The following is an 18,606-nucleotide window of genomic DNA, read 5'->3' as shown; positions in this document are numbered from 1 at the left end:
TCGATTCCGACATTCATCCGCGTGGCGACCCGGTGGCGACCGGGAATTCAGGCGACAAAATAGGCCCGCAAAGGGCCGGTATAAATCTTTGATTTCTTTAGGAAAACTGGAGCGGGCGAAGGGATTCGAACCCTCGACCCCAACCTTGGCAAGGTTGTGCTCTACCCCTGAGCTACACCCGCTCAACTGGCGCCGGTCTGGGGTAGTGTTGACCGGGCCGTCACCGTGTCGGCGACGAGGGCGTATATGGCCCAAGCCGTTTTTAAATGCAACAGGGAAATGACGGAAAATTGCTTTTTTTTGTGTGCCCGCGAAAGGCGTTGTTTTTCAATGTATTGCCGATCCGGTCGGACGGGGCCGTATCGCCAGGCCTCGCTCCGGGCCCGCGCGCACCGGGCGTGTTGCAATCGGCGGCGAAGGGTGGTGAAAAGGGACCGCACAGAAGAGAGAGCGTTCCGCCATGCCGAAGACGTCCGAGGAGCTTTTCGCCAGTCTCGATGCGCTCGGGATTTCCTATGAAAACCGCGAGCACCGGGCGGTGTTCACCGTTGCCGAAGGTGGCGATCTGCGCGACGAGATCGCCGGCGGCCACACCAAGAACCTGTTCGTGAAGGACAAGAAGAGCCGCTACTTCATGCTTACCGTCGAGGAACATGCGACGGTCGACCTGAAGCAGGTGCACACGCTGATCGGCGCCTCCGGCCGCGTTTCGTTCGGCAAGCCGGATGCGATGATGGACTTTCTCGGTGTCGAACCGGGTTCGGTGACGGCGCTTGCCGCGATCAACGACACCGAATGTCAGGTCACCTTCATTCTCGACGAGACGCTGATGGAACACGCGGTGATCAATTGCCATCCCTTGCGCAATACGGCGACGACATCCATCGGCCGGGACGACCTTCTCAGGTTCATCAAGGCAACCGGGCACGAGCCCCTTGTCTTGAAAGTAACCGCGTGACACACGATTTAGAACATACGGCAAGTAAAGGGCTTTCGCGCCCCACGGGAGATGATGATGAGCGGTTTTGACAATCCCTATGGCGGTTCGCTGGGTGGCCAGATGAACGTTTCCCAGGGAACCAACGGCGCGACCCCGCCGGCGGGCCTGATCAAGGACACGACCACGGCCGACTTCGCCCGCGACGTTCTCGAGGAATCAAAGACCGTCCCCGTCCTGGTGGATTTCTGGGCGCCCTGGTGCGGCCCGTGCAAGCAGCTCGGACCGATCATCGAGAAGGTGGTGACCGAGGCCGCCGGCAAGGTCAAGCTCGTCAAGATGAATATCGACGATCATCCGTCCGTTGCTGGCCAGCTCGGCATCCAGTCGATTCCGGCCGTCATCGCCTTCTCCGGCGGTCAGCCGGTCGATGGCTTCATGGGTGCCGTGCCGGAAAGCAAGGTCAGGGAATTCATCGACAAGCTCTCCGCGGCAAGCCCGTCGGAAAAGGACCGTGCCGCGGAGATCGCTGCGGCGCTGGAAGAGGCCGAGGGCCTGCTTGCCGGCGACCAGATCCAGGAAGCCGGCCAGCTCTTCGCCGCCATCCTCCAGGCCGATCCGGAAAATGCCAAGGCGCTAGCCGGCATCGGCCGCACCATGGTGGCAGCCGGCCAGCTGGAGCGGGCGCGGGAAGTGCTCGACCAGGTGCCCGAGGAAATGCGTGAGGACGATGCGATCAAGGCGCTCGCGGCCCGCATCGCCCAGATCGAGGAGGCGCGCAAGTTCGGCGATCCGGCCGCACTCCGCCAGGCTCTCGACGCCAATCCCGACGACCACGAAGCCCGCATGAAGCTTGCCAAGGTGCTGAATGCCGAGGGTAAGCGCGAGGAGGCGGCCAACGAGCTCCTGACCATCATGCGCAAGGACCGGGAATTCGATGAGGATGGCGCCCGCCGGCAGCTTCTCGCCTTCTTCGAAGCCTGGGGGCCGAAGGATCCGGCGACGATCGCTGCCCGTCGGAGGTTGTCGACAATCCTCTTTTCATGAGGTCTGGAGCGGACATGCAGGTCGGAAACCAGCGCTATCTCAGCCGAAAGGATCTGCCGGAGACCGTCCCCGTGTTTCCGCTGACCGGCGGATTGCTGCTGCCGCTCGGCCAGCTGCCGCTCAACATATTCGAACCGCGCTATCTGGCGATGATCGATCAGGCGCTTTCCGGCAATCGCCTCGTCGCCATGGTTCAGCCGGCGCACCACGATCCGACGCTTGATGTCAATGCGCTGACGCCGCTTTCCGGCATTGGCTGCCTTGGTCGCATCACCTCCTTCGCCGAAACCGGCGACGGGCGCTATCTAGTGGCGCTCACCGGCATCTGCCGGATGCGGCTTATCGAGGAGGTCCGTACCACCAAGCCCTTCCGCAGCTTCGAGATTGCGCCCTTTCTGACCGATCTCAATGCCGAGCAGCAGGATGACACCGTCGATCGCGCCGGGCTTCTGGCTGCGTTCCGCGCCTATCTCGATTCTGAGGGGCTGGAGACCGAGTGGGAGCATATCGAGCAGGCCAGCAATCTCATGCTGGTCAATTCATTGTCAATGATGGCGCCGTTTGGTCCGGCGGAGAAGCAGGCCCTGCTCGAGGCGCCGGATCTCAAGACTCGGGCCGAGCTGTTCGTGGCCATCATCGAATTCGCCCTTGCCGGTGATCCCGGCGACCGGCTGCAATAGGAAATCCGCCGATGATCGCCAAGGATGTCGGTATCGACCCGAAGATGCTGGAACTGCTGATCTGCCCGCTCACCAAGGGGCGGCTCGTTTTCGATGCCGACCGCCAGGAACTCGTCTCGGAAAAGGCAAGGCTTGCCTATCCGATCCGCGATGGCGTGCCGATCATGCTGGTGTCCGAGGCGCGGCATATCGAGGAAGACTGATTCCTCTCTCCGCCGCGCCGCCGGCATGACTCAGAGCGTTTCTCCGGCCAGCAGCTTCGGCTTGTCATGCATGGTCCTGCCGGCAGCCTCCTCGATGAAATAGCGCTTCAGGCCGGGCATCCGGTCGACGATGCCGAGGCCGACGTCGCGGGCGAGCCTGAGCGGGCCGATGTCGTTGGAAAACAGCCGGTTCAGGACATCCGTCGTGGCGCCCATGCGCACGGTGTCGAACCGGCGCCAGCGCTGGTAGCGTTCGAGCGTGTCGATCGCGCCGATATCGAGGCCCATGCGATCGGCGTCGACAATGGTCTCGGCAAGGGCTGCAACATCCTTGAAGCCGAGATTGAGGCCCTGGCCGGAAATCGGATGGATGCCGTGCGCAGCATCGCCCGCAAGCGCCAGTCGCGGCGCGATGAAGGCGCGCGCCAGTGTCAGTCCGAGCGGAAAGGCGCGGCGGCCGCCCGCAAGCGTCAGCTTGCCGAGATGATGGCCGAAACGGCGTTCCAGCTCGAATTCGAAGATCATGTCGTCGCTCTCGACCAGCCGTTTGGCGTCGTCGGTGCGCTCGGTCCAGACCAGCGAGGAGCGGTTGCCGGTAAGCGGCAGGATGGCGAACGGGCCGGCCGGCAGGAAATGTTCCTCTGCCCTGCCGTTGTGCGGGCGCTCATGGGCGACGGTGGTGACGATGCCCGACTGGCCGTAGTCGAACTTGACGGTCCGGATGCCGGCCATGTCACGAAGCCGCGAGCGCACGCCGTCGCAGGCCACCACAAGACGCGTCGACACCGTTTCGCCGCCGGCAAGGGTGATCGTCGCCTGGGCGCCATCGTTCGAAAGCGCGGTGACGGCGGCGTTGTGGCGGATGGTGATTCCGAGTGCCTCGGCAGCGCGGCGCAGCGCGCGGACCATTGCGACGTTCGGGATCATGTAGGCAAAGGGACCGCTGGTCTCGGAGCGATCGGCGAAGGTGAGGAACACCGGCTTCACCGGCTCGCCCGATTTCGAATCGGTGACGATCATGTCGTTGATCGGCTGGGCGTGCTCGCGGATCTCGTCCCAGAGTTCCAGCGTCTTCAGCATGTTGATCGCGGCGGCAATGATGGCCGAGGCGCGCTCGTCCTTTTCCCAGACATGTTCCGGAGCGGCTTCCATCAGCGTGATGTCGAGATGGGGCGCTGCCTTTTTCACGGCGACGGCGACCGAAAGGCCGACATAGCCACCGCCGACGATGATGATGTCCTTCATTGCGCGCTCCCTTGTTGCTGACGCTTCTCGCCCCTTCGGGTGGAAGCTGCTATATGGCGTTGCGATATCTAGCGCATCGGGGCGGGAAAACGAAACCGTCCGGATAGCCTGAAACACAAAATGACGGGTTACCGAGGCACCATTGCGGGCGCACGGTTCATCCGAATGATATATAGGGAACGCAACGCAATGTCACAGGCCAATGAAGGAGGAAGCGGCGCCGCGCTTGCCGGACTGCTCGATCTCGAACGGCTCGAGGAGGATCTCTATCGCGGCGGCAGCCCGGTAACGACCTGGCAGCGTGTATTCGGTGGTCAGGTCGTCGCGCAGTCCCTGGTGGCCGCCCAGCGCTCCGTGGGGGAGGGGCAGTTCGTTCATTCGCTGCATGGCTATTTCATGCGTCCCGGTGATACCAGCCTGCCGATCATCTTCCAGGTGGACCGCATGCGTGACGGGCGCAGCTTTTCCACCCGCAGCGTGCGTGCCATCCAGCACGGCAAGCCGATCTTCATGATGGCCGCCTCGTTCCAGGTCGAGGAGGAGGGCTTCGAGCACCAGGACGAGATGCCCGACGTGCCGCCACCGGAGGCGCTTTCGGCCAGTGACCTGATGAACGACAGCGAACATGCGCCGGCGCCGATCCGCAACTACTGGAAGCGCGAGCGGCCGATCGAGCTGAGGCCGGTCGACCTCGAGGATTTTCTCTGGCGCAAGAAGGGCTCGCGCGGGCAGTGCATCTGGATCAGGGCGACGGGCGAACCACCGAAGGGGCGCGACTACCAGGCCGCCTTCCTCGCCTACATGTCCGACATGACGCTGCTCGATTCGACGCTTTATTTTCACGGCAGTTCGGTCTTCTCCGACCGGGTGCAGGGCGCCAGCCTCGATCATGCCGTCTGGTTCCATCGCACCTTCGATGTCTCCGACTGGCTGCTCTACGTGCACCACAGCCCCTTTGCCGGCAACGCGCGCGGGCTGGGGCAGGGGCAGATCTTCGATCGGGCCGGCAGGCTGGTGGCTTCCGTGGCCCAGGAAGGGCTCATCCGCATACGCGAAAACGCACCGCGGTTTTACGAGCAGGGCGGCGGCTGAGGCCGCTTTCCCCATACGTGGCGTAGAGGGCCTTGTTTGCCCATAATGCGCGCAGGTAAGCGTTGTCGATCGGTGTCGCGACCGGTTTCGGCAAATGCAGGGCGACTTCGAAGCTGTCAAATGCACATAATTTAGGCAAATGCCGCGAATTGCGCATCAATCCGCCCTAACTTTGCCGCGAACTGCCATCTTTGCTGCCAGTTACACAAAAGCTTCATGAAAAACAAAGGATTACGCTGGATGATCGAATCTGGCACGGACTTTGTATGTGTCTGATAGGCCGCTGAAGAATTCCTTTGCAGGCGGTAGGAGATTCGGCTCAGCGAGCCGAGGGTAACAAAGGATGGGAAACCAGATGAAAATTGTGATGGCCATCATAAAGCCGTTCAAGCTGGATGAGGTGCGCGAGGCCCTCACCGCAGTCGGCATTCAGGGCCTGACCGTGACCGAAGTGAAGGGTTACGGCCGGCAGAAAGGACACACCGAGATCTATCGCGGCACGGAATACGCCGTCAGCTTTCTTCCCAAGCTGAAGATCGAGGTCGCGGTTGCTGCCGACGTGGTGGAAAAGGCTGTCGAGGCGATCGCCTCTTCCGCAAAGACCGGCCAGATCGGTGACGGCAAGATCTTTGTCTATTCCATCGAACAGGCCGTGCGCATCCGCACCGGCGAAACCGATTCCGAAGCGCTGTAAGACAGCAGGGGGTAATCAGTCTATGTCTTCCAAACTCAAACTCATTGCGGGCGCTGCTGCACTTGGTGCGGTTGCCTTTGCCCTTCCCGCGCTTGCGCAGGATGAGACCGTGATCGACCTTTCCACGGCCACGGGTGTATCGCCGGCGACCGCCGAAGTCTTCAACACCCTGCTCTTCCTCGTGATGGGCTTCCTGGTCATGTGGATGGCCGCGGGCTTCGCCATGCTCGAAATGGGCCTGGTGCGCAAGAAGAACGCCTCGATGCAGGGCCTCAAGAACGTCGCCATCTATGCCATCGGCGGCCTGATGTTCTGGTTCACCGGCTATAACCTGATGTACACCGGCGTCGACGGCGGCTTCATCGGTTCGTTCGGCCCCTACGTCTTCCCGGGCCCGGGCATGGATGACGGCTCTGCCGGTTATTCGGTCGCTTCCGACTGGTTCTTCCAGATGGTGTTCTGCGCCACGACCGCTTCGATCGTTTCCGGTACCGTTGCCGAGCGCATCAAGCTGTGGCCGTTCCTGGTCTTCACCGTCATCCTGACTGGTATCCTCTACCCGATCACCGGTTCCTGGCAGTGGGGCGGCGGCTGGTTGTCCGAAATGGGCTTCTCCGACTTCGCCGGTTCGACGCTGGTTCACTCCGTCGGTGGCTGGGCCGCTCTCGCCGGTGCTCTGGTTCTCGGTCCGCGCCTCGGCAAGTATGGCACCGACGGTTCGGTTCATCCGATGCCGGGTTCCAACATCCCGCTCGCCGTTCTCGGTACCTTCATCCTGTGGCTCGGCTGGTTCGGCTTCAACGGCGGTTCGCAGCTCGCCCTCGGCTCCATCGCCGATGCGGGTGATGTTTCGAAGATCTTCGTCAACACCAACCTCGCAGCCTGCGCCGGCGCCGTCATCGTCATGATCCTTCTGCAGATCATCTACAAGAAGGTCGACGTCACCATGGTCCTCAACGGCGCTCTCGCCGGCCTGGTCTCGATCACGGCCGAGCCGCTGACGCCGTCCGTTCCGGCCGCGCTGTTCATCGGCGCCATCGGCGGCGTCATCGTCGTTGCCGTTGTTCCGCTGCTCGACAAGCTGAAGATCGACGACGTTGTCGGTGCGATCCCGGTTCACCTTTGCGCCGGTATCTGGGGCACGTTCATCGTTCCGCTCACCAATGACGGCACGAGCTTCGGCACCCAGATCATCGGTATCGTCGCCATCGGCGTCTTCACCTTCGTGGTCTCCCTGGTCATCTGGTTCATCCTCAAGGCCATCATGGGCATCCGCGTCTCGCCGGAAGAAGAGACCGAAGGTCTCGACAAGGCGGAAATCGGCGTCGAAGCCTATCCGGAATTCATGTAATTCCTTCATCGATATCGGTCCGCCGTCCTGGCGGGCCGGAAGAGCCCGGGTCGTTCGACCCGGGCTTTTTTTGTCATTCGCAAAAAGCTGAGCCCCGCGGTGATGGTTAAAGAGGCTTTAACCCATCGCTGCTAGCCTCGCGGAAGAATTCCGGCTGCGGAGCCTTGGTTTCCGGCCGGCGGAACGAGGTAGCGAAAGCCGGCAGCCGACGGGCGACCGGCGCAAAAGAGCGGATCGGGGCATGAGCAGAGCAATGGCTGAGGCAGAGCGAATCGGACAAAAGCACGGCGGCGGGTTTTCCCTGCTCGGCTTCATCCTGCGCCAGGTCGCAGCCCTTTTCGGCTTTGCCCTGTTCGTCGGCCTCTGCTTTGCCATCGCCGCCATGGCCACATGGAATGTCGACGACCCGAGCGGCTCGCATGCCACCGGCCGGCTGCCGACGAATATTCTGGGCTATCCCGGCGCCGATTTCGCAGATGTCGTGATGCAGGCACTCGGCCTTGCCAGCGTGTTCGCGCTCCTGCCGGTACTGGCCTGGTCGCTGGCGCTGATGGCGGGACGGCGCATCCACCGCAAGCCATCGCGTTTCTTCGCCTGGATCGGCGGCGCGATCGTCACCGCTGCAGTCCTCGGCTGCTTCCCGCCGCCGCCGACCTGGCCGCTGCCGAATGGTCTCGGCGGGGTCTCGGGAGACCTGATCCTGCGCTTTCCCGCGCTCTTCATCGGCCATTATCCCTCGGGCCTGCCGGCACTGATCGTCGGCGGGATCTTCGCGGTACCGGCGCTGTTTTTGCAGCTCTATGCGGCCGGGCTGATCGTTCGCCAGCCGAAGCCGGTCGCCGAAAAGCCGCAGAAGGAGCGTGGCGCCGTATCCGCACGCGACCTTGGTGCGCCTTCGGTCTCCGATCTCTCCGAGGAGCGCGACGGCTTCTTCAGCCTGGCGCCGCTGATCGGTCACTGCGCCCACATGTGGTATATCACCCACGCCCGGTTCCAGAAGGTCTTCGGTCGCCGCGCTGCGGATGATGAAGACGGCGGTTTCGAGGAGCCCTACGATTTTAACGAGGAGCAGTTCGACCGGCTCGATGACACCGGCTTCGGTGCACAGCGCGGCGAGCCGAGCCTTGTCGATCCCGATATCCGCCGTGAGGCCGGATACACGCCGACCGCCCCGTTCGACCTTGATGAAGACGAATTCGACGACGACCTGCCGGCCGGTGTTCTGAGCGCCGATTTCGACCGTCGCCCGCAGGACCAGCGCGGATCTGTCGTTGCACCGCCGGCGCCGCCGCCGCGTCCGGGCGCCCGCGTGGCACGCGAGGCCCAGACCTCATTCCTGCGCCAGGGCGGCTTCGAGCTGCCGTCGCTTTCTCTCCTCGCCGAACCGAAGGGGCTTGCCCGCGACAAGTCGTTGTCGAAGGAAGTGCTCGAAGACAATGCGCGCACGCTGGAAAAGGTGCTGGAGGATTTCGGCGTCAAGGGCGAGATCATTCACGTCCGCCCCGGCCCGGTCGTGACGCTCTACGAACTCGAACCCGCGCCCGGCATCAAGTCGTCGCGCGTCATCGGCCTTGCCGACGACATCGCCCGTTCGATGGCCGCGATCTCGGCACGCGTTGCCGTCATTCCCGGCCGCAACGCCATCGGCATCGAACTGCCGAACCCGAACCGGGAGACCGTCTTTCTGCGCGAGATCGTCGCCAGCCAGGATTTCGAGAATTCCAAGGCAAAGCTCGCCATGGCGCTCGGCAAGACGATCGGTGGCGAATCGGTCACCGTCGACCTTGCCAAGATGCCGCATCTGCTGATCGCCGGCACCACCGGCTCGGGCAAGTCCGTTGCCGTCAACACGATGATCCTGTCGCTGCTTTACCGGCTGACGCCGGAGCAGTGCCGGCTGATCATGATCGACCCGAAGATGCTCGAACTTTCCGTCTATGACGGCATTCCGCACTTGCTGTCGCCGGTCGTCACCGATCCGAAGAAGGCCGTCGTCGCGCTCAAATGGACGGTGCGCGAGATGGAAGAGCGCTACAAGAACATGGCAAAGCTTGGCGTGCGCAACATCGACGGCTTCAACAGCCGGGTCGCGCAGGCGAAGGAAAAGGGCGAGACGCTGTCGCGCACCGTGCAGACCGGTTTCGACCGCGAGACCGGCGAGGCCCTTTACGAGACGGAAGAGTTCAACCTCGAGCCGATGCCCTATATCGTTGTCATCATCGACGAGATGGCCGACCTGATGATGGTCGCGGGCAAGGATATCGAAGGCGCCGTGCAGCGCCTGGCGCAGATGGCGCGTGCCGCCGGCATCCACGTGATCATGGCAACGCAGCGTCCGTCCGTCGACGTTATCACCGGTACGATCAAGGCTAACTTTCCGACGCGCATTTCCTTCCAGGTCACATCGAAGATCGACAGCCGCACGATTCTCGGCGAGCAGGGGGCCGAACAGCTTCTGGGCCAGGGCGACATGCTGCATATGGCCGGCGGCGGCCGCATCCAGCGCGTCCACGGGCCGTTCGTGTCGGATCCGGAAGTCGAGGAGATCGTCGCCTATCTGAAGACGCAGGGCACGCCCGACTACCTCGACGCGATCACCGCCGACGACGATGACGACGATGGCAGCAGCTATGACGGCGACACCTCCGGCATGGCGCGCTCCGACGATCCCTACGACCAGGCCGTGGCCATCGTGCTGAAGGACGGCAAGGCCTCGACGTCCTACATCCAGCGTCGCCTCGGCATCGGCTATAACCGCGCCGCCACGCTGATCGAGCGGATGGAGCAGGAGGGCGTCATCGGCCCCGCCAATCATGCCGGAAAACGCGAAATTCTGGTGCCGACGGAGCGGGACATCATTGAAGGGCCGAACTGACGCCCCATTTTGCCGGCAGGAACAAATTTCGCCAGCGGTAAAAGCGCGCATGGCAACAGGCATTCAGGATAACCAAATGAGTGAGCGTAACTCCAATCTTTCCCGCAGGCTGTTTCTGGTGGCCGGCGCCGGTCTTGTCGCCGGTCTTGCCGTCCCGGCGCTCGCGCAGGATCTACCCTCCCAGGGAAACGTTCCCCTGCCGACACAGCGCAGCGGCGGCTCGCAGCAGGTGGCGGCCGTTGCCGAGGCGCCTGCCGATGTGGCCCAGAAGATCGCCAATCACTTCTCCTCGGTGAAGTCGATGACCGGGGAGTTCATGCAGTTTGGCCCGCGCGGCGATCAGGCCGGCGGCAAGTTCTATCTGGAGCGGCCGGGCAAGCTGCGTTTCGATTACGATCCGCCGTCGACCCTGAAGGTCATTGCGGATGGCCGCAACGTCGCCGTCGGCAATGGCGAGCTTTCCACCTGGGACTTCTATCCCTTGTCGCGCACGCCGCTGTCGCTGCTTCTGGCAGACCAGATCGACCTGCAGCACCGCATGGTGCGGGGCGTCCGCCAGCAGGGTGATCTGACCGTTATCGTGCTGGGCGACAGCACGATTTTCGGCGATCAGGTGATCACGCTGATGTTCGACACCAAGAGCTTCGAGCTGCGTCAGTGGACGATCACGGATGCGCAGGGCAAGGACACGACGGTCATCCTGTCGAATGTCCAGACCGGCGTGAAGTTCGGCCGCTCCGTCTTCCGCATTCCTTACGACCAGATCATGAAGGGCCCCGGTTCAGACGACTGACGCCCGGTCTTTCTGTGCAGAAGCGAATCGCCTATTGCTGAAATCCCATCAGCAAGGACGGCGCACGTGCAGCTCAAAATCACCACCTGGAACATAAATTCGGTGCGCCTGCGGCTGCCGATCGTCGAGCGGTTTCTGAAGGAACATGCGCCCGACATCCTCTGCCTTCAGGAGATCAAGTGCCTGAACGATCAGTTTCCCTACAAGCCGCTGAGGGAACTGGGTTACGAGCATATCGCGGTTCACGGGCAGAAGGGCTATCACGGTGTCGCCATCGTCTCCCGCCTGCCGCTCGGCGAAGGGTTTTCGACGGATTACTGCGCGATGGGCGATACCCGCCACATCGCCGCCGTGTTCGATGCCGGCGGGCGGCGTATCCGGCTCCACAATTTCTATGTGCCTGCCGGCGGCGACGAGCCGGATCCGGAGATCAATCCGAAATTCCGCCACAAGCTCGACTTCCTGGAAGAGATGAAGGTGCTGAAGGCCGATGCCGGCGATGGCGTCGGCTCCATTCTCGTCGGCGATCTCAACATCGCACCGATGGAGAACGACGTCTGGTCGCACAAACAGCTACTCAAGATCGTCTCCCACACGCCGGTGGAAACCGATGGAATGATGGACCTCATCGCCAAGGGCGGCTGGGTCGACCTGATGCGCCATGTCACGCCTGCCGATGAGAAGCTCTATACCTGGTGGAGTTATCGCGCCAAGGACTGGCAGGCCGCCAATCGCGGCCGGCGGCTCGATCATATCTGGACATCCGCCGATCTCGTCTCTGCGTTCGATCGCTTCGAGATCCTCTCCGAGGCGCGCGGATGGGAAAAGCCCTCAGATCACGTTCCGGTCACGGCCTGGTTCAAGTTCTGAGCCCGCTTCCGCCGGCGGTAGTTCCCGGACGGCGCCGACAAGCAGGATGCCGAGTACGGTAGCGTTCAGCATGTGCCAGAGGAAATGCGTGCCAATGCCGGCAGTGGCGACGCAGGCCGCCTGGTCGAGGCTGCGGAAGGTCAGCGACATGATGAAGATCGCTGTGGCGCTGGCGAAATAGCGCCAGACCGGGTGATGCCGCCAGAGGGCAATAGCGGTCGCGACAGCCATGGCGAGCAGCGCCGGGGCATATTGCAGCGAACCGTTGAGCGTGCCGCCGGCGCCAAGCTGGCCGACGACGAAGACGATGGCGACGAAGCCGAGCAGCGTTGCGACCATGTAGCCGATCACGTCAAACGCCCGGCCGCCGGAAATGCGCGTGAAGACCAGCAACAGATAGGCAAAGAAGAACAGCCAGATCGGCACGACGTCAAAGGCGGCGGAAAGCGGTGTCGCAAGCGTATGGAACAGGAACGAGCCGACGCCGATGATGGCGACCAGCGCGATCACCGTAAGCTCGAGCGGGCTTTTTCGTGCCCTCTGCCACGCAAGACGCCATGCCACCATGGCGGCGAAGATGAAGGCGAGATTGGTCAGCGCATTGATGGGCTCGTTCCAGAAGCCGGCGGCCGTGCGCTCGCAATAGATATCGATAAACCCGTCCATCGCTCAGAATGCCTTCATGTCCCACAGCTGCTTCAGCGATTGATGGTAATCCGGAAACTCGAATTCGTAGCCGAGCTTTTTGAGCTTGGCATTACTCACCCGCTTGTTTTCGCCCCAGAAGGAGCGTGCCATCGGGGAAAGGTCGGCATCCTCGAAGGCGATTTCGGGCGGCGGCTCGATCCCCATCAGTCGGGCGGCCTCGGTGATGACGTCCTGAGGCGGGGCCGGCAGCGAATCGGTGACATTATAGATGCCGCTGAACCCATGCTCGGCGAGGAAGGATGTCGCATAGGCGATGTCTTCGACGCGGATGCGGTTGAATACCTGGCCTTCCTTGATGATGCGCTGGGCCGTGCCGTCCTGCAGCTTGCGGAAGGGGTTGCGGCCGGGACCGTAGATGCCGGAAAGCCTGAGGATCGCGACCGGCAGCCCGTGCTTCTCGCCGGTTTCCAGCCATTGCTGTTCGGCGGCCAGCCGCCGCTTTGATCGCTCGGAAGTGGGCCGGCATTCGGAGGTTTCGTCGACCCATTCGCCGTCGTGGTCGCCATAGACGCCGACGGTGGATAGGTAGCAGAGCCATTGCAGCGATGGCAGCCTCTGATGCGCGGAGCGGCTTGCGATATTCAGAACCGGGTCACCCTCCGCGCCGGGTGGGATCGTCTGCACGATATGGGTGACCGATCGGAGCTTGTGGGCGAGCGAGGCATCGATCGCCGCGCCGTCGAAGATGAAGGTCTCGATGCCCACGCCGCCAAGAGCCGCGGCCTTGTCCGCCGTCCGCGTCGTGCCGGACACATGGTGGCAGGCTGGTGCCAGCGTTGCGCCGATCACCCGTCCGGAATAGCCCGCGCCGAAAATCATCAGATGCATAGCGTTTCTCCTGCCCCCGACCACTCCTCCAAAACGGTTTTATCATGCTCCGGTTTCCGCGTTCGTGCCAAAGTGGCAAAAGCATCCGCCGGCAGCAGTCGCGATAGCGCCCAGACGGCCATGGCGCGCACGGCAGGGCTTTCGTCATCGAGCAAAGCCCTGCAGGGGGCGATCAGGCTCGCCAGTCCGCTGTTGCCGGCGGCAATCAGGCAGTTGCGCACGAACCGGTCGCGGCCGATGCGTTTCACCGGCGAACCGGTGAAGAAGCTGCGGAAGCCGGCATCGTCGAAGGCGAGAAAGCGTGCGATCTCGGGCGCCTTCAGGTCCTCTCGCGCGGCAAGCTTCATCTCCGAGGCAGCCTTGGCGAACTTGTTCCAGGGACAGGCGGCCAGACAGTCGTCGCAGCCATAGATGCGGTTGCCCATCGCCTGCCGAAATTCGAGCGGAATGGTGCCGTGGTGCTCGATGGTGAGGTAGGAAATGCAGCGGCGGGCATCGAGCCGGTAGGGGGCGGGAAATGCATCGGTCGGGCAGGCATCGAGACAGGCGCGGCAGGAGCCGCAGTGATCCCGCTCGGCCGCATCCGGATCGAGCTCTTCGGTGGTGAAGATCGAGCCGAGGAAGAACCACGAACCCTGGCTGCGGCTGACCAGATTGGTGTGCTTGCCCTGCCAGCCGATGCCGGCCTTTTCGGCGATCGGTTTTTCCATCACCGGGGCGGTGTCGACGAAGACCTTCACCTCGGCGCCGGTACGGGCGGCAAAGCGGCCGGCCATCTGCTTGAGCTTTCCCTTGACCACATCATGGTAGTCGCGGTTGCGGGCGTAGACGGAGATGTTGGCCCGGTCGCGGCGGGCGAGCAGCGGGCGGGGATCCTCATCGGGCCCGTAATTCATCGAAAGCATGATGACCGAGCGGGCCTCGGGCCACAGCGCCAGGGGAGAACTGCGCCGCTCCAGCGTCTCGGCCATCCACGCCATCTCGCCGTAATAGCCGCGTGCGACGCCGTCGCGAAGGCGCGCGGCTGCTTCGGGCATATCCTCGGCCCGCGCGATACGACAATCGCTGAAGCCGAGAGCCCGGGCCTCGTCCTTGATGAAGCGTTTCAGTTTGTCGCCGCGTTCCGCCATGCGTCAGGGCCGTTGCTGTTGGTGTGGCGCTTTACCACAAGGTGGCCCCTCGGCAGTCAAAAATCCAGATCGGCGTAATGGGAAACCGGCACGACGCCGCGCACACGATCAGCAAGAAGGGAGCGGAAGGCCGGGCGGGATTTCAGCCGCTGGTACCATTCCTTGGCGGCCGGCGTCTCGTCCCAGGCGATTTCGCCGAGATAATCGAGCACCGAGATGGCGCCGCCGGCTGCAAGGTCGGCATAGCTCATGCGCTTGCCGGCAAGCCAGCCGCGATTGGCGCCGAGCCAGGCAATATATTTCATGTGCTGGCGGATATTGGCTCGGGCGGCACGCAGGATGCGCGAATCGGGTGCGCCACCGCCGGCCTCGCTGCTCATCTGCAGCTTGTAGACGCGCTCGCGCGCCAACGGGTAGGTGACGTCCTGTTCGAGCTTCAGCAGGAACCATTCGGTAAGACGGCGGATTTCGGCGCGCTGGAACGGTTCTTCGGCAAGCAGCCGGCGTTCGCGCTGCAGCACGCCGTGGGTCTCGTCCATGAATTCGGCGATGACGAAGGGGCCGCAGAGCGCGCGCATGTTGTCGTCAACATAGACCGGCAGCGTGCCGGCAGGGTTGGCCGTGAGGAAAGCCCGGCGTTTCTCCCACGGGCGTTCCTCGATCATGTCGACGTCGAAATCATATTCGCCGATGATCAGGCGCACGAAGCGCGAGGCTGCGGACATCGGGTGGTGGTAAAGCGTTGTCATCGGGCACTCAAAAATAGCCGGGGACGCGGCATGGCCGCGACGCCCTCTTTGCGGTTCGCCGGTCTTCGGACTCTATTCGGCCGTATTTTGCCACCGAAGGATTAATGATGGGTGACCGCTTGCGCCGGCGTGCTCAGCCGCCGGCATTGATGACCCCCATGCCGAGAAGCACGAAGAGAAGCGCTCCGAGTGCGACTCGATAGTAGACGAAGGGCATGTAACTGCGGGTCGAGACCAGCCTGAGGAAGAAGACAATCACCGCATAGCCAACGAAGAAGGCGATCAGGGTGGCCAGCGCCGTCGGTCCCCAGCCGACCGGATTGTCCTCGCCGATGCTTTTGACGAGCTGATAGAAGCCGGAGCCGAACACGGCCGGGACTGCGAGCAGGAAGGAATAGCGCGCCGCAGCTTCGCGGGTATAGCCAAGCAGCAGGCCGGCGCTGATCGTGCCGCCGGAACGGGAGACCCCTGGGATCAGCGCCATCGCCTGCGCGAAGCCGTAGAGGATGCCGTCGCGCCAGGTGAGCTGTTCCAGCCTGATGCGCTTTTGCCCGACCTTGTCGGCGATCCCCATGATGATGCCGAAGACGATCAGCATGGTGGCGGTGATATAGAGATTGCGCAGCGAGTGCTCGATCTGGTCCTTGAAGAGCAGGCCGAGGATCACGATCGGCAATGAGCCGATGATGATCAGCCAGCCCATGCGGACATCGGCCGTGTCGTGGCCGCCGCCGATCCGCAGGTTGCGTCCGAGCCAGGCCTTGGCGATGCGCATGATGTCGGACCAGAAATAGACGAGCACGGCCGTTTCCGTGCCGATCTGGGTAATGGCGGTGAAGGCGGCGCCAGGGTCGGCGCCTGCCGGCAGGAATTCGCCGGCGATGCGCAGGTGCGCGCTTGAGGAAATGGGCAGAAATTCGGTGAGCCCCTGCAGCAGGCCGAGAAATGCGGCCTCGATCCAACCAATCGTCATGCCTTCAAACGTCCTTAAATAAGTGACCGGAAACGGTGAAAAATCGCTCAATTGAAATCAGCCCCGAGGGGACACAGCAGCCTTATCAGTAGTCGAATGAACGAACCTTGGAAAGGGTGGACCGTCGAGCCGCGGATGGGCGCGCAGTTGTCGGCGGGGCCGCTTTTTTGTAGATTGCTGTCGGAGAGATCATTGCAGACAAGGCCAGGGGGGAAACATGACCGACACATCCGCGACCGACCGCAGCCAACGCGAGGTTGGCTTTCAGGAAGCGTTCTCGCTCTACTTCAGGAATTACGTGCAGTTCAGCGGCCGTTCGTCACGCGGCGCCTTCTGGTACTGGGTCTTGTGGACGATCATCATCAGCGTTGTCCTTTCCACCGTCGATTATTTCCTGTTCGGCGCGCAGAAAGGGGTGTTCCAGGGGCTCTGGGGCCTGATCACGCTGATCCCCGGCATTGCGCTCAACACCCGCCGGCTGCACGACCTCAACCACAGCGGCTGGTGGCAGCTCCTGTTCCTCACCGTGATCGGCGCCATCCTGCTTCTCTACTGGTATTGCCTGCCCGGAAAAGCCGGTGAGAACGATTATGGGCCGGACGTCGAGGCCGGCAAGCTCTGAACGGGCCGAGAGTTGCCTGAGGGACCCGATCGGATGCCATCGGCGCGGCTGTGGACAACGACCGCGATGGCGCCGACGTTCATAACTCGGTAACCATTTTCACTGAGAGTCCACGAGCGGAAAAGGAGATCACCGATGTTCAGCTTCCGCCCGTTTGCTGGCTTGCGTCTGCTGTGTGCAGTTTTTGCCCTTGCTCTGGCCTTCGTCGCCGGTGTGGGGTTTTCCTCGGTCGCCAGCGCCTATGACCGGGGCACGGTCGAACGGCAGTTCGAGGGCTGGATTCGCGGAGACATGCGCCAGGCGGCGCTGCGTTCCGGCGTCTCCGCCGCGGTCTATGATCGTGTCACCAGTGGGCTTACGATCAACTGGTCGCTGCCGGACCTGGTGCCGCCCGGCACAAAGCCGCCAGCCCAGCGCAAGCAGACCCAGCCGGAATTTTCCGAGCCCGGGCCTTACTTCAGTGAAAACAACCTGAATTACCTCGCCGTCAAGGGACGCCAGCTCTACAACCAGTACAAGCCCGTGCTTGATCAGATCGAGGCACGTTATGGCGTTCCCGGCCGCATCGTGCTCGCCATCTGGGGGCGGGAGATGGGCTATGGCGCGGCCGAGGAGAAGTACGACATCCTGCAGGTTCTTGCGACCAAGGGGTTCATGACCTCATCGCGGCAGGAGATGTTCCAGCGCGAGTTCATCGCCGCACTGCAGCTTATCCAGAGCGGCGCCGCGCCTCTCGACAAACGCAAGGCCTCGTGGGCCGGCGCCTTTGGCCAGCCGCAGCTGATGCCGTCCAACTTTCAGAATTATGCGGTCGATTTCGACGGCGACGGCGTCATCGACGTCTGGAATTCGGTGCCCGATTCGCTGGCAACGATCGCCAAGCATCTCGCCAGCGACGGCTGGCAGCGCGGTCGCGACTGGGGCTACGAGGCCGTCATTCCGGACAACGTCTCCTGCGCCCAGGAGGGCCCTGATAATGCGCGGCCGATTTCCGCCTGGGCCAAGCAGGGGATCACGCGCGTCGGCGGCAAGAGCTTTCCGCCCGAGGAGCTCGGCAAACCCGGCATGATGCTGGTGCCGCAGGGCCGCTACGGGCCGGAATTCGTCGTCACGCCGAATTTCTACGTGCTGAAGGAATACAACAACTCCGACCTTTATGCGCTCTTTGTCGGCAATCTCGCCGACCGCATCCAGTATGGCATGGGCGCCTTCGTTCAGCCCTGGCAGCGCACCGGCACGCTTCTGCGCTCGGATGTGGCCGCCATGCAACGCAAGCTCGAGGGCATGGGTTATGACGTCGGCGGTGCCGATGGCCTCGTCGGCTTCAAGACCCGCCGCTCCATCGGCGACTGGCAGACGCGCAACCGCGTGAGCCAGACCTGCTGGCCGACGCCGGAGCTGAAGACCGAACTGCTGCGGTAAAGTTCGAGCACCCTGCGCAGAGACGTTCAAGGCATATTGAGCTCCAGAAACTTATCCACATTCAAAGCAAGAGAAGTTGGACAGCCTCTAGAAACTGGGACATACTCAACTTGCGGCCACGAGAAGGCTTCGACAGGCATGTCGGTACCCTATCTTGTGCACACCCGCGGCCAGTCCCAAGCGTTGTTCCGCTGGAAAGCATGGATGTGCCCAAAGCCGTTCATTCGTTCGGAATGCAGGCTGGATGTACTTGACACGGTGTACAACGTGGAGAGTGCCCCGATAAACCGGAGAACGACGGGTTATTCGAAACTCTGGCATGAATCACGAAACCTATTGGTTCCGTGGCCACGGGATCGAGGGCCATTCCATGAGGAATAGAACTAA

18 protein-coding genes and 1 tRNA gene are annotated in these 18,606 nt (G+C 62.7%); 12 read left to right on the top strand and 7 right to left on the bottom strand.

Going from position 1 to position 18,606, the window contains the following annotated elements:
* Positions 1–107: 107 nt before the first annotated feature.
* Positions 108–182: transfer RNA gene (locus TM49_RS21245), tRNA-Gly, on the bottom strand.
* Between the two features lie 278 nt (positions 183–460).
* Here TM49_RS21245 and TM49_RS21240 point away from each other — a divergent pair.
* From TM49_RS21240 to TM49_RS21225, 4 genes are read left to right on the top strand one after another with little or no spacing between them, the layout of a single operon-like run.
* A complete protein-coding gene (locus tag TM49_RS21240; RefSeq protein WP_045684172.1) occupies positions 461–958 on the top strand; it encodes a prolyl-tRNA synthetase associated domain-containing protein in 498 nt (165 codons plus the stop codon).
* Positions 959–1,015: 57 nt separating this feature from the next.
* Positions 1,016–1,984: a thioredoxin gene (trxA, locus tag TM49_RS21235; RefSeq protein ID WP_045685631.1), complete on the top strand. Its 969-nt coding sequence runs from the start codon at positions 1,016–1,018 to the stop codon at positions 1,982–1,984.
* Positions 1,981–2,664, top strand: a complete 684-nt coding sequence (locus TM49_RS21230; RefSeq protein ID WP_179945010.1) for an LON peptidase substrate-binding domain-containing protein — start codon at positions 1,981–1,983, stop codon at positions 2,662–2,664. The genes trxA and TM49_RS21230 overlap by 4 nt, the downstream gene beginning before the upstream one ends.
* Positions 2,665–2,675: 11 nt before the next feature.
* Positions 2,676–2,867, top strand: a complete 192-nt coding sequence (locus TM49_RS21225) for a Trm112 family protein (RefSeq protein ID WP_045684168.1) — start codon at positions 2,676–2,678, stop codon at positions 2,865–2,867.
* A gap of 30 nt (positions 2,868–2,897) precedes the next feature.
* On the opposite strand, the gene TM49_RS21220 is transcribed toward TM49_RS21225, so the two are convergent.
* On the bottom strand, positions 2,898–4,178 hold the full coding sequence (locus TM49_RS21220; protein WP_425283298.1) for a ubiquinone biosynthesis hydroxylase: 1,281 nt from the start codon (positions 4,176–4,178) through the stop codon (positions 2,898–2,900).
* A 123-nt stretch (positions 4,179–4,301) separates the two neighbouring features.
* On the opposite strand from TM49_RS21220, the gene tesB reads away from it, so the two are divergent.
* From tesB to xth, 6 genes are all read left to right on the top strand, one after another.
* The gene (tesB, locus tag TM49_RS21215; RefSeq protein WP_045684164.1) at positions 4,302–5,204 is read left to right on the top strand and encodes an acyl-CoA thioesterase II; all 903 of its coding nucleotides are present in this window, start codon (positions 4,302–4,304) and stop codon (positions 5,202–5,204) included.
* 343 nt (positions 5,205–5,547) lie between these two features.
* A complete protein-coding gene (locus TM49_RS21210; RefSeq protein WP_018064835.1) occupies positions 5,548–5,898 on the top strand; it encodes a P-II family nitrogen regulator in 351 nt (116 codons plus the stop codon).
* 22 nt (positions 5,899–5,920) lie between these two features.
* A complete protein-coding gene (locus TM49_RS21205) occupies positions 5,921–7,249 on the top strand; it encodes an ammonium transporter (protein ID WP_045684162.1) in 1,329 nt (442 codons plus the stop codon).
* Between the two features lie 253 nt (positions 7,250–7,502).
* The gene (locus TM49_RS21200) at positions 7,503–10,124 is read left to right on the top strand and encodes an FtsK/SpoIIIE family DNA translocase (protein ID WP_045684161.1); all 2,622 of its coding nucleotides are present in this window, start codon (positions 7,503–7,505) and stop codon (positions 10,122–10,124) included.
* 76 nt (positions 10,125–10,200) lie between these two features.
* Positions 10,201–10,917, top strand: a complete 717-nt coding sequence (locus tag TM49_RS21195; RefSeq protein WP_082074938.1) for an outer membrane lipoprotein carrier protein LolA — start codon at positions 10,201–10,203, stop codon at positions 10,915–10,917.
* A 66-nt stretch (positions 10,918–10,983) separates the two neighbouring features.
* Positions 10,984–11,787: an exodeoxyribonuclease III gene (gene xth, locus TM49_RS21190; RefSeq protein ID WP_045684157.1), complete on the top strand. Its 804-nt coding sequence runs from the start codon at positions 10,984–10,986 to the stop codon at positions 11,785–11,787.
* Here the strand turns inward: xth and TM49_RS21185 are convergent.
* The 5 genes from TM49_RS21185 to TM49_RS21165 form a co-directional block, all read right to left on the bottom strand.
* Positions 11,749–12,453, bottom strand: a complete 705-nt coding sequence (locus TM49_RS21185) for a ceramidase domain-containing protein (protein WP_045684155.1) — start codon at positions 12,451–12,453, stop codon at positions 11,749–11,751. The two genes, xth and TM49_RS21185, sit on opposite strands and share 39 nt — an antisense overlap.
* A gap of 3 nt (positions 12,454–12,456) precedes the next feature.
* Positions 12,457–13,323 (bottom strand): SDR family oxidoreductase, encoded by an 867-nt coding sequence (locus TM49_RS21180; protein WP_045684153.1) that lies wholly within the window; start codon positions 13,321–13,323, stop codon positions 12,457–12,459.
* Positions 13,314–14,453 (bottom strand): tRNA epoxyqueuosine(34) reductase QueG, encoded by a 1,140-nt coding sequence (gene queG, locus TM49_RS21175; protein ID WP_045684151.1) that lies wholly within the window; start codon positions 14,451–14,453, stop codon positions 13,314–13,316. Before queG ends, TM49_RS21180 begins: the two co-directional genes overlap by 10 nt.
* Before the next feature lie 56 nt (positions 14,454–14,509).
* Positions 14,510–15,202: a glutathione S-transferase family protein gene (locus tag TM49_RS21170; protein ID WP_045684150.1), complete on the bottom strand. Its 693-nt coding sequence runs from the start codon at positions 15,200–15,202 to the stop codon at positions 14,510–14,512.
* Between the two features lie 133 nt (positions 15,203–15,335).
* On the bottom strand, positions 15,336–16,175 hold the full coding sequence (locus tag TM49_RS21165) for an undecaprenyl-diphosphate phosphatase (protein ID WP_045684149.1): 840 nt from the start codon (positions 16,173–16,175) through the stop codon (positions 15,336–15,338).
* A 217-nt stretch (positions 16,176–16,392) separates the two neighbouring features.
* On the opposite strand from TM49_RS21165, the gene TM49_RS21160 reads away from it, so the two are divergent.
* A complete protein-coding gene (locus tag TM49_RS21160) occupies positions 16,393–16,797 on the top strand; it encodes a DUF805 domain-containing protein (RefSeq protein ID WP_045684148.1) in 405 nt (134 codons plus the stop codon).
* A gap of 135 nt (positions 16,798–16,932) precedes the next feature.
* Positions 16,933–18,219 carry a lytic murein transglycosylase gene (locus TM49_RS21155; RefSeq protein WP_045684147.1) on the top strand — a complete coding sequence of 429 codons (1,287 nt, stop codon included), beginning with the start codon at positions 16,933–16,935 and terminating at the stop codon, positions 18,217–18,219.
* Positions 18,220–18,606 lie beyond the last annotated feature (387 nt).

Origin of the sequence: Martelella endophytica (genome assembly GCF_000960975.1) — a bacterium.
Taxonomy (GTDB): Bacteria; Pseudomonadota; Alphaproteobacteria; order Rhizobiales; family Rhizobiaceae; genus Martelella; species Martelella endophytica.
This window is presented reverse-complemented; position numbering and strand designations above follow the sequence as displayed.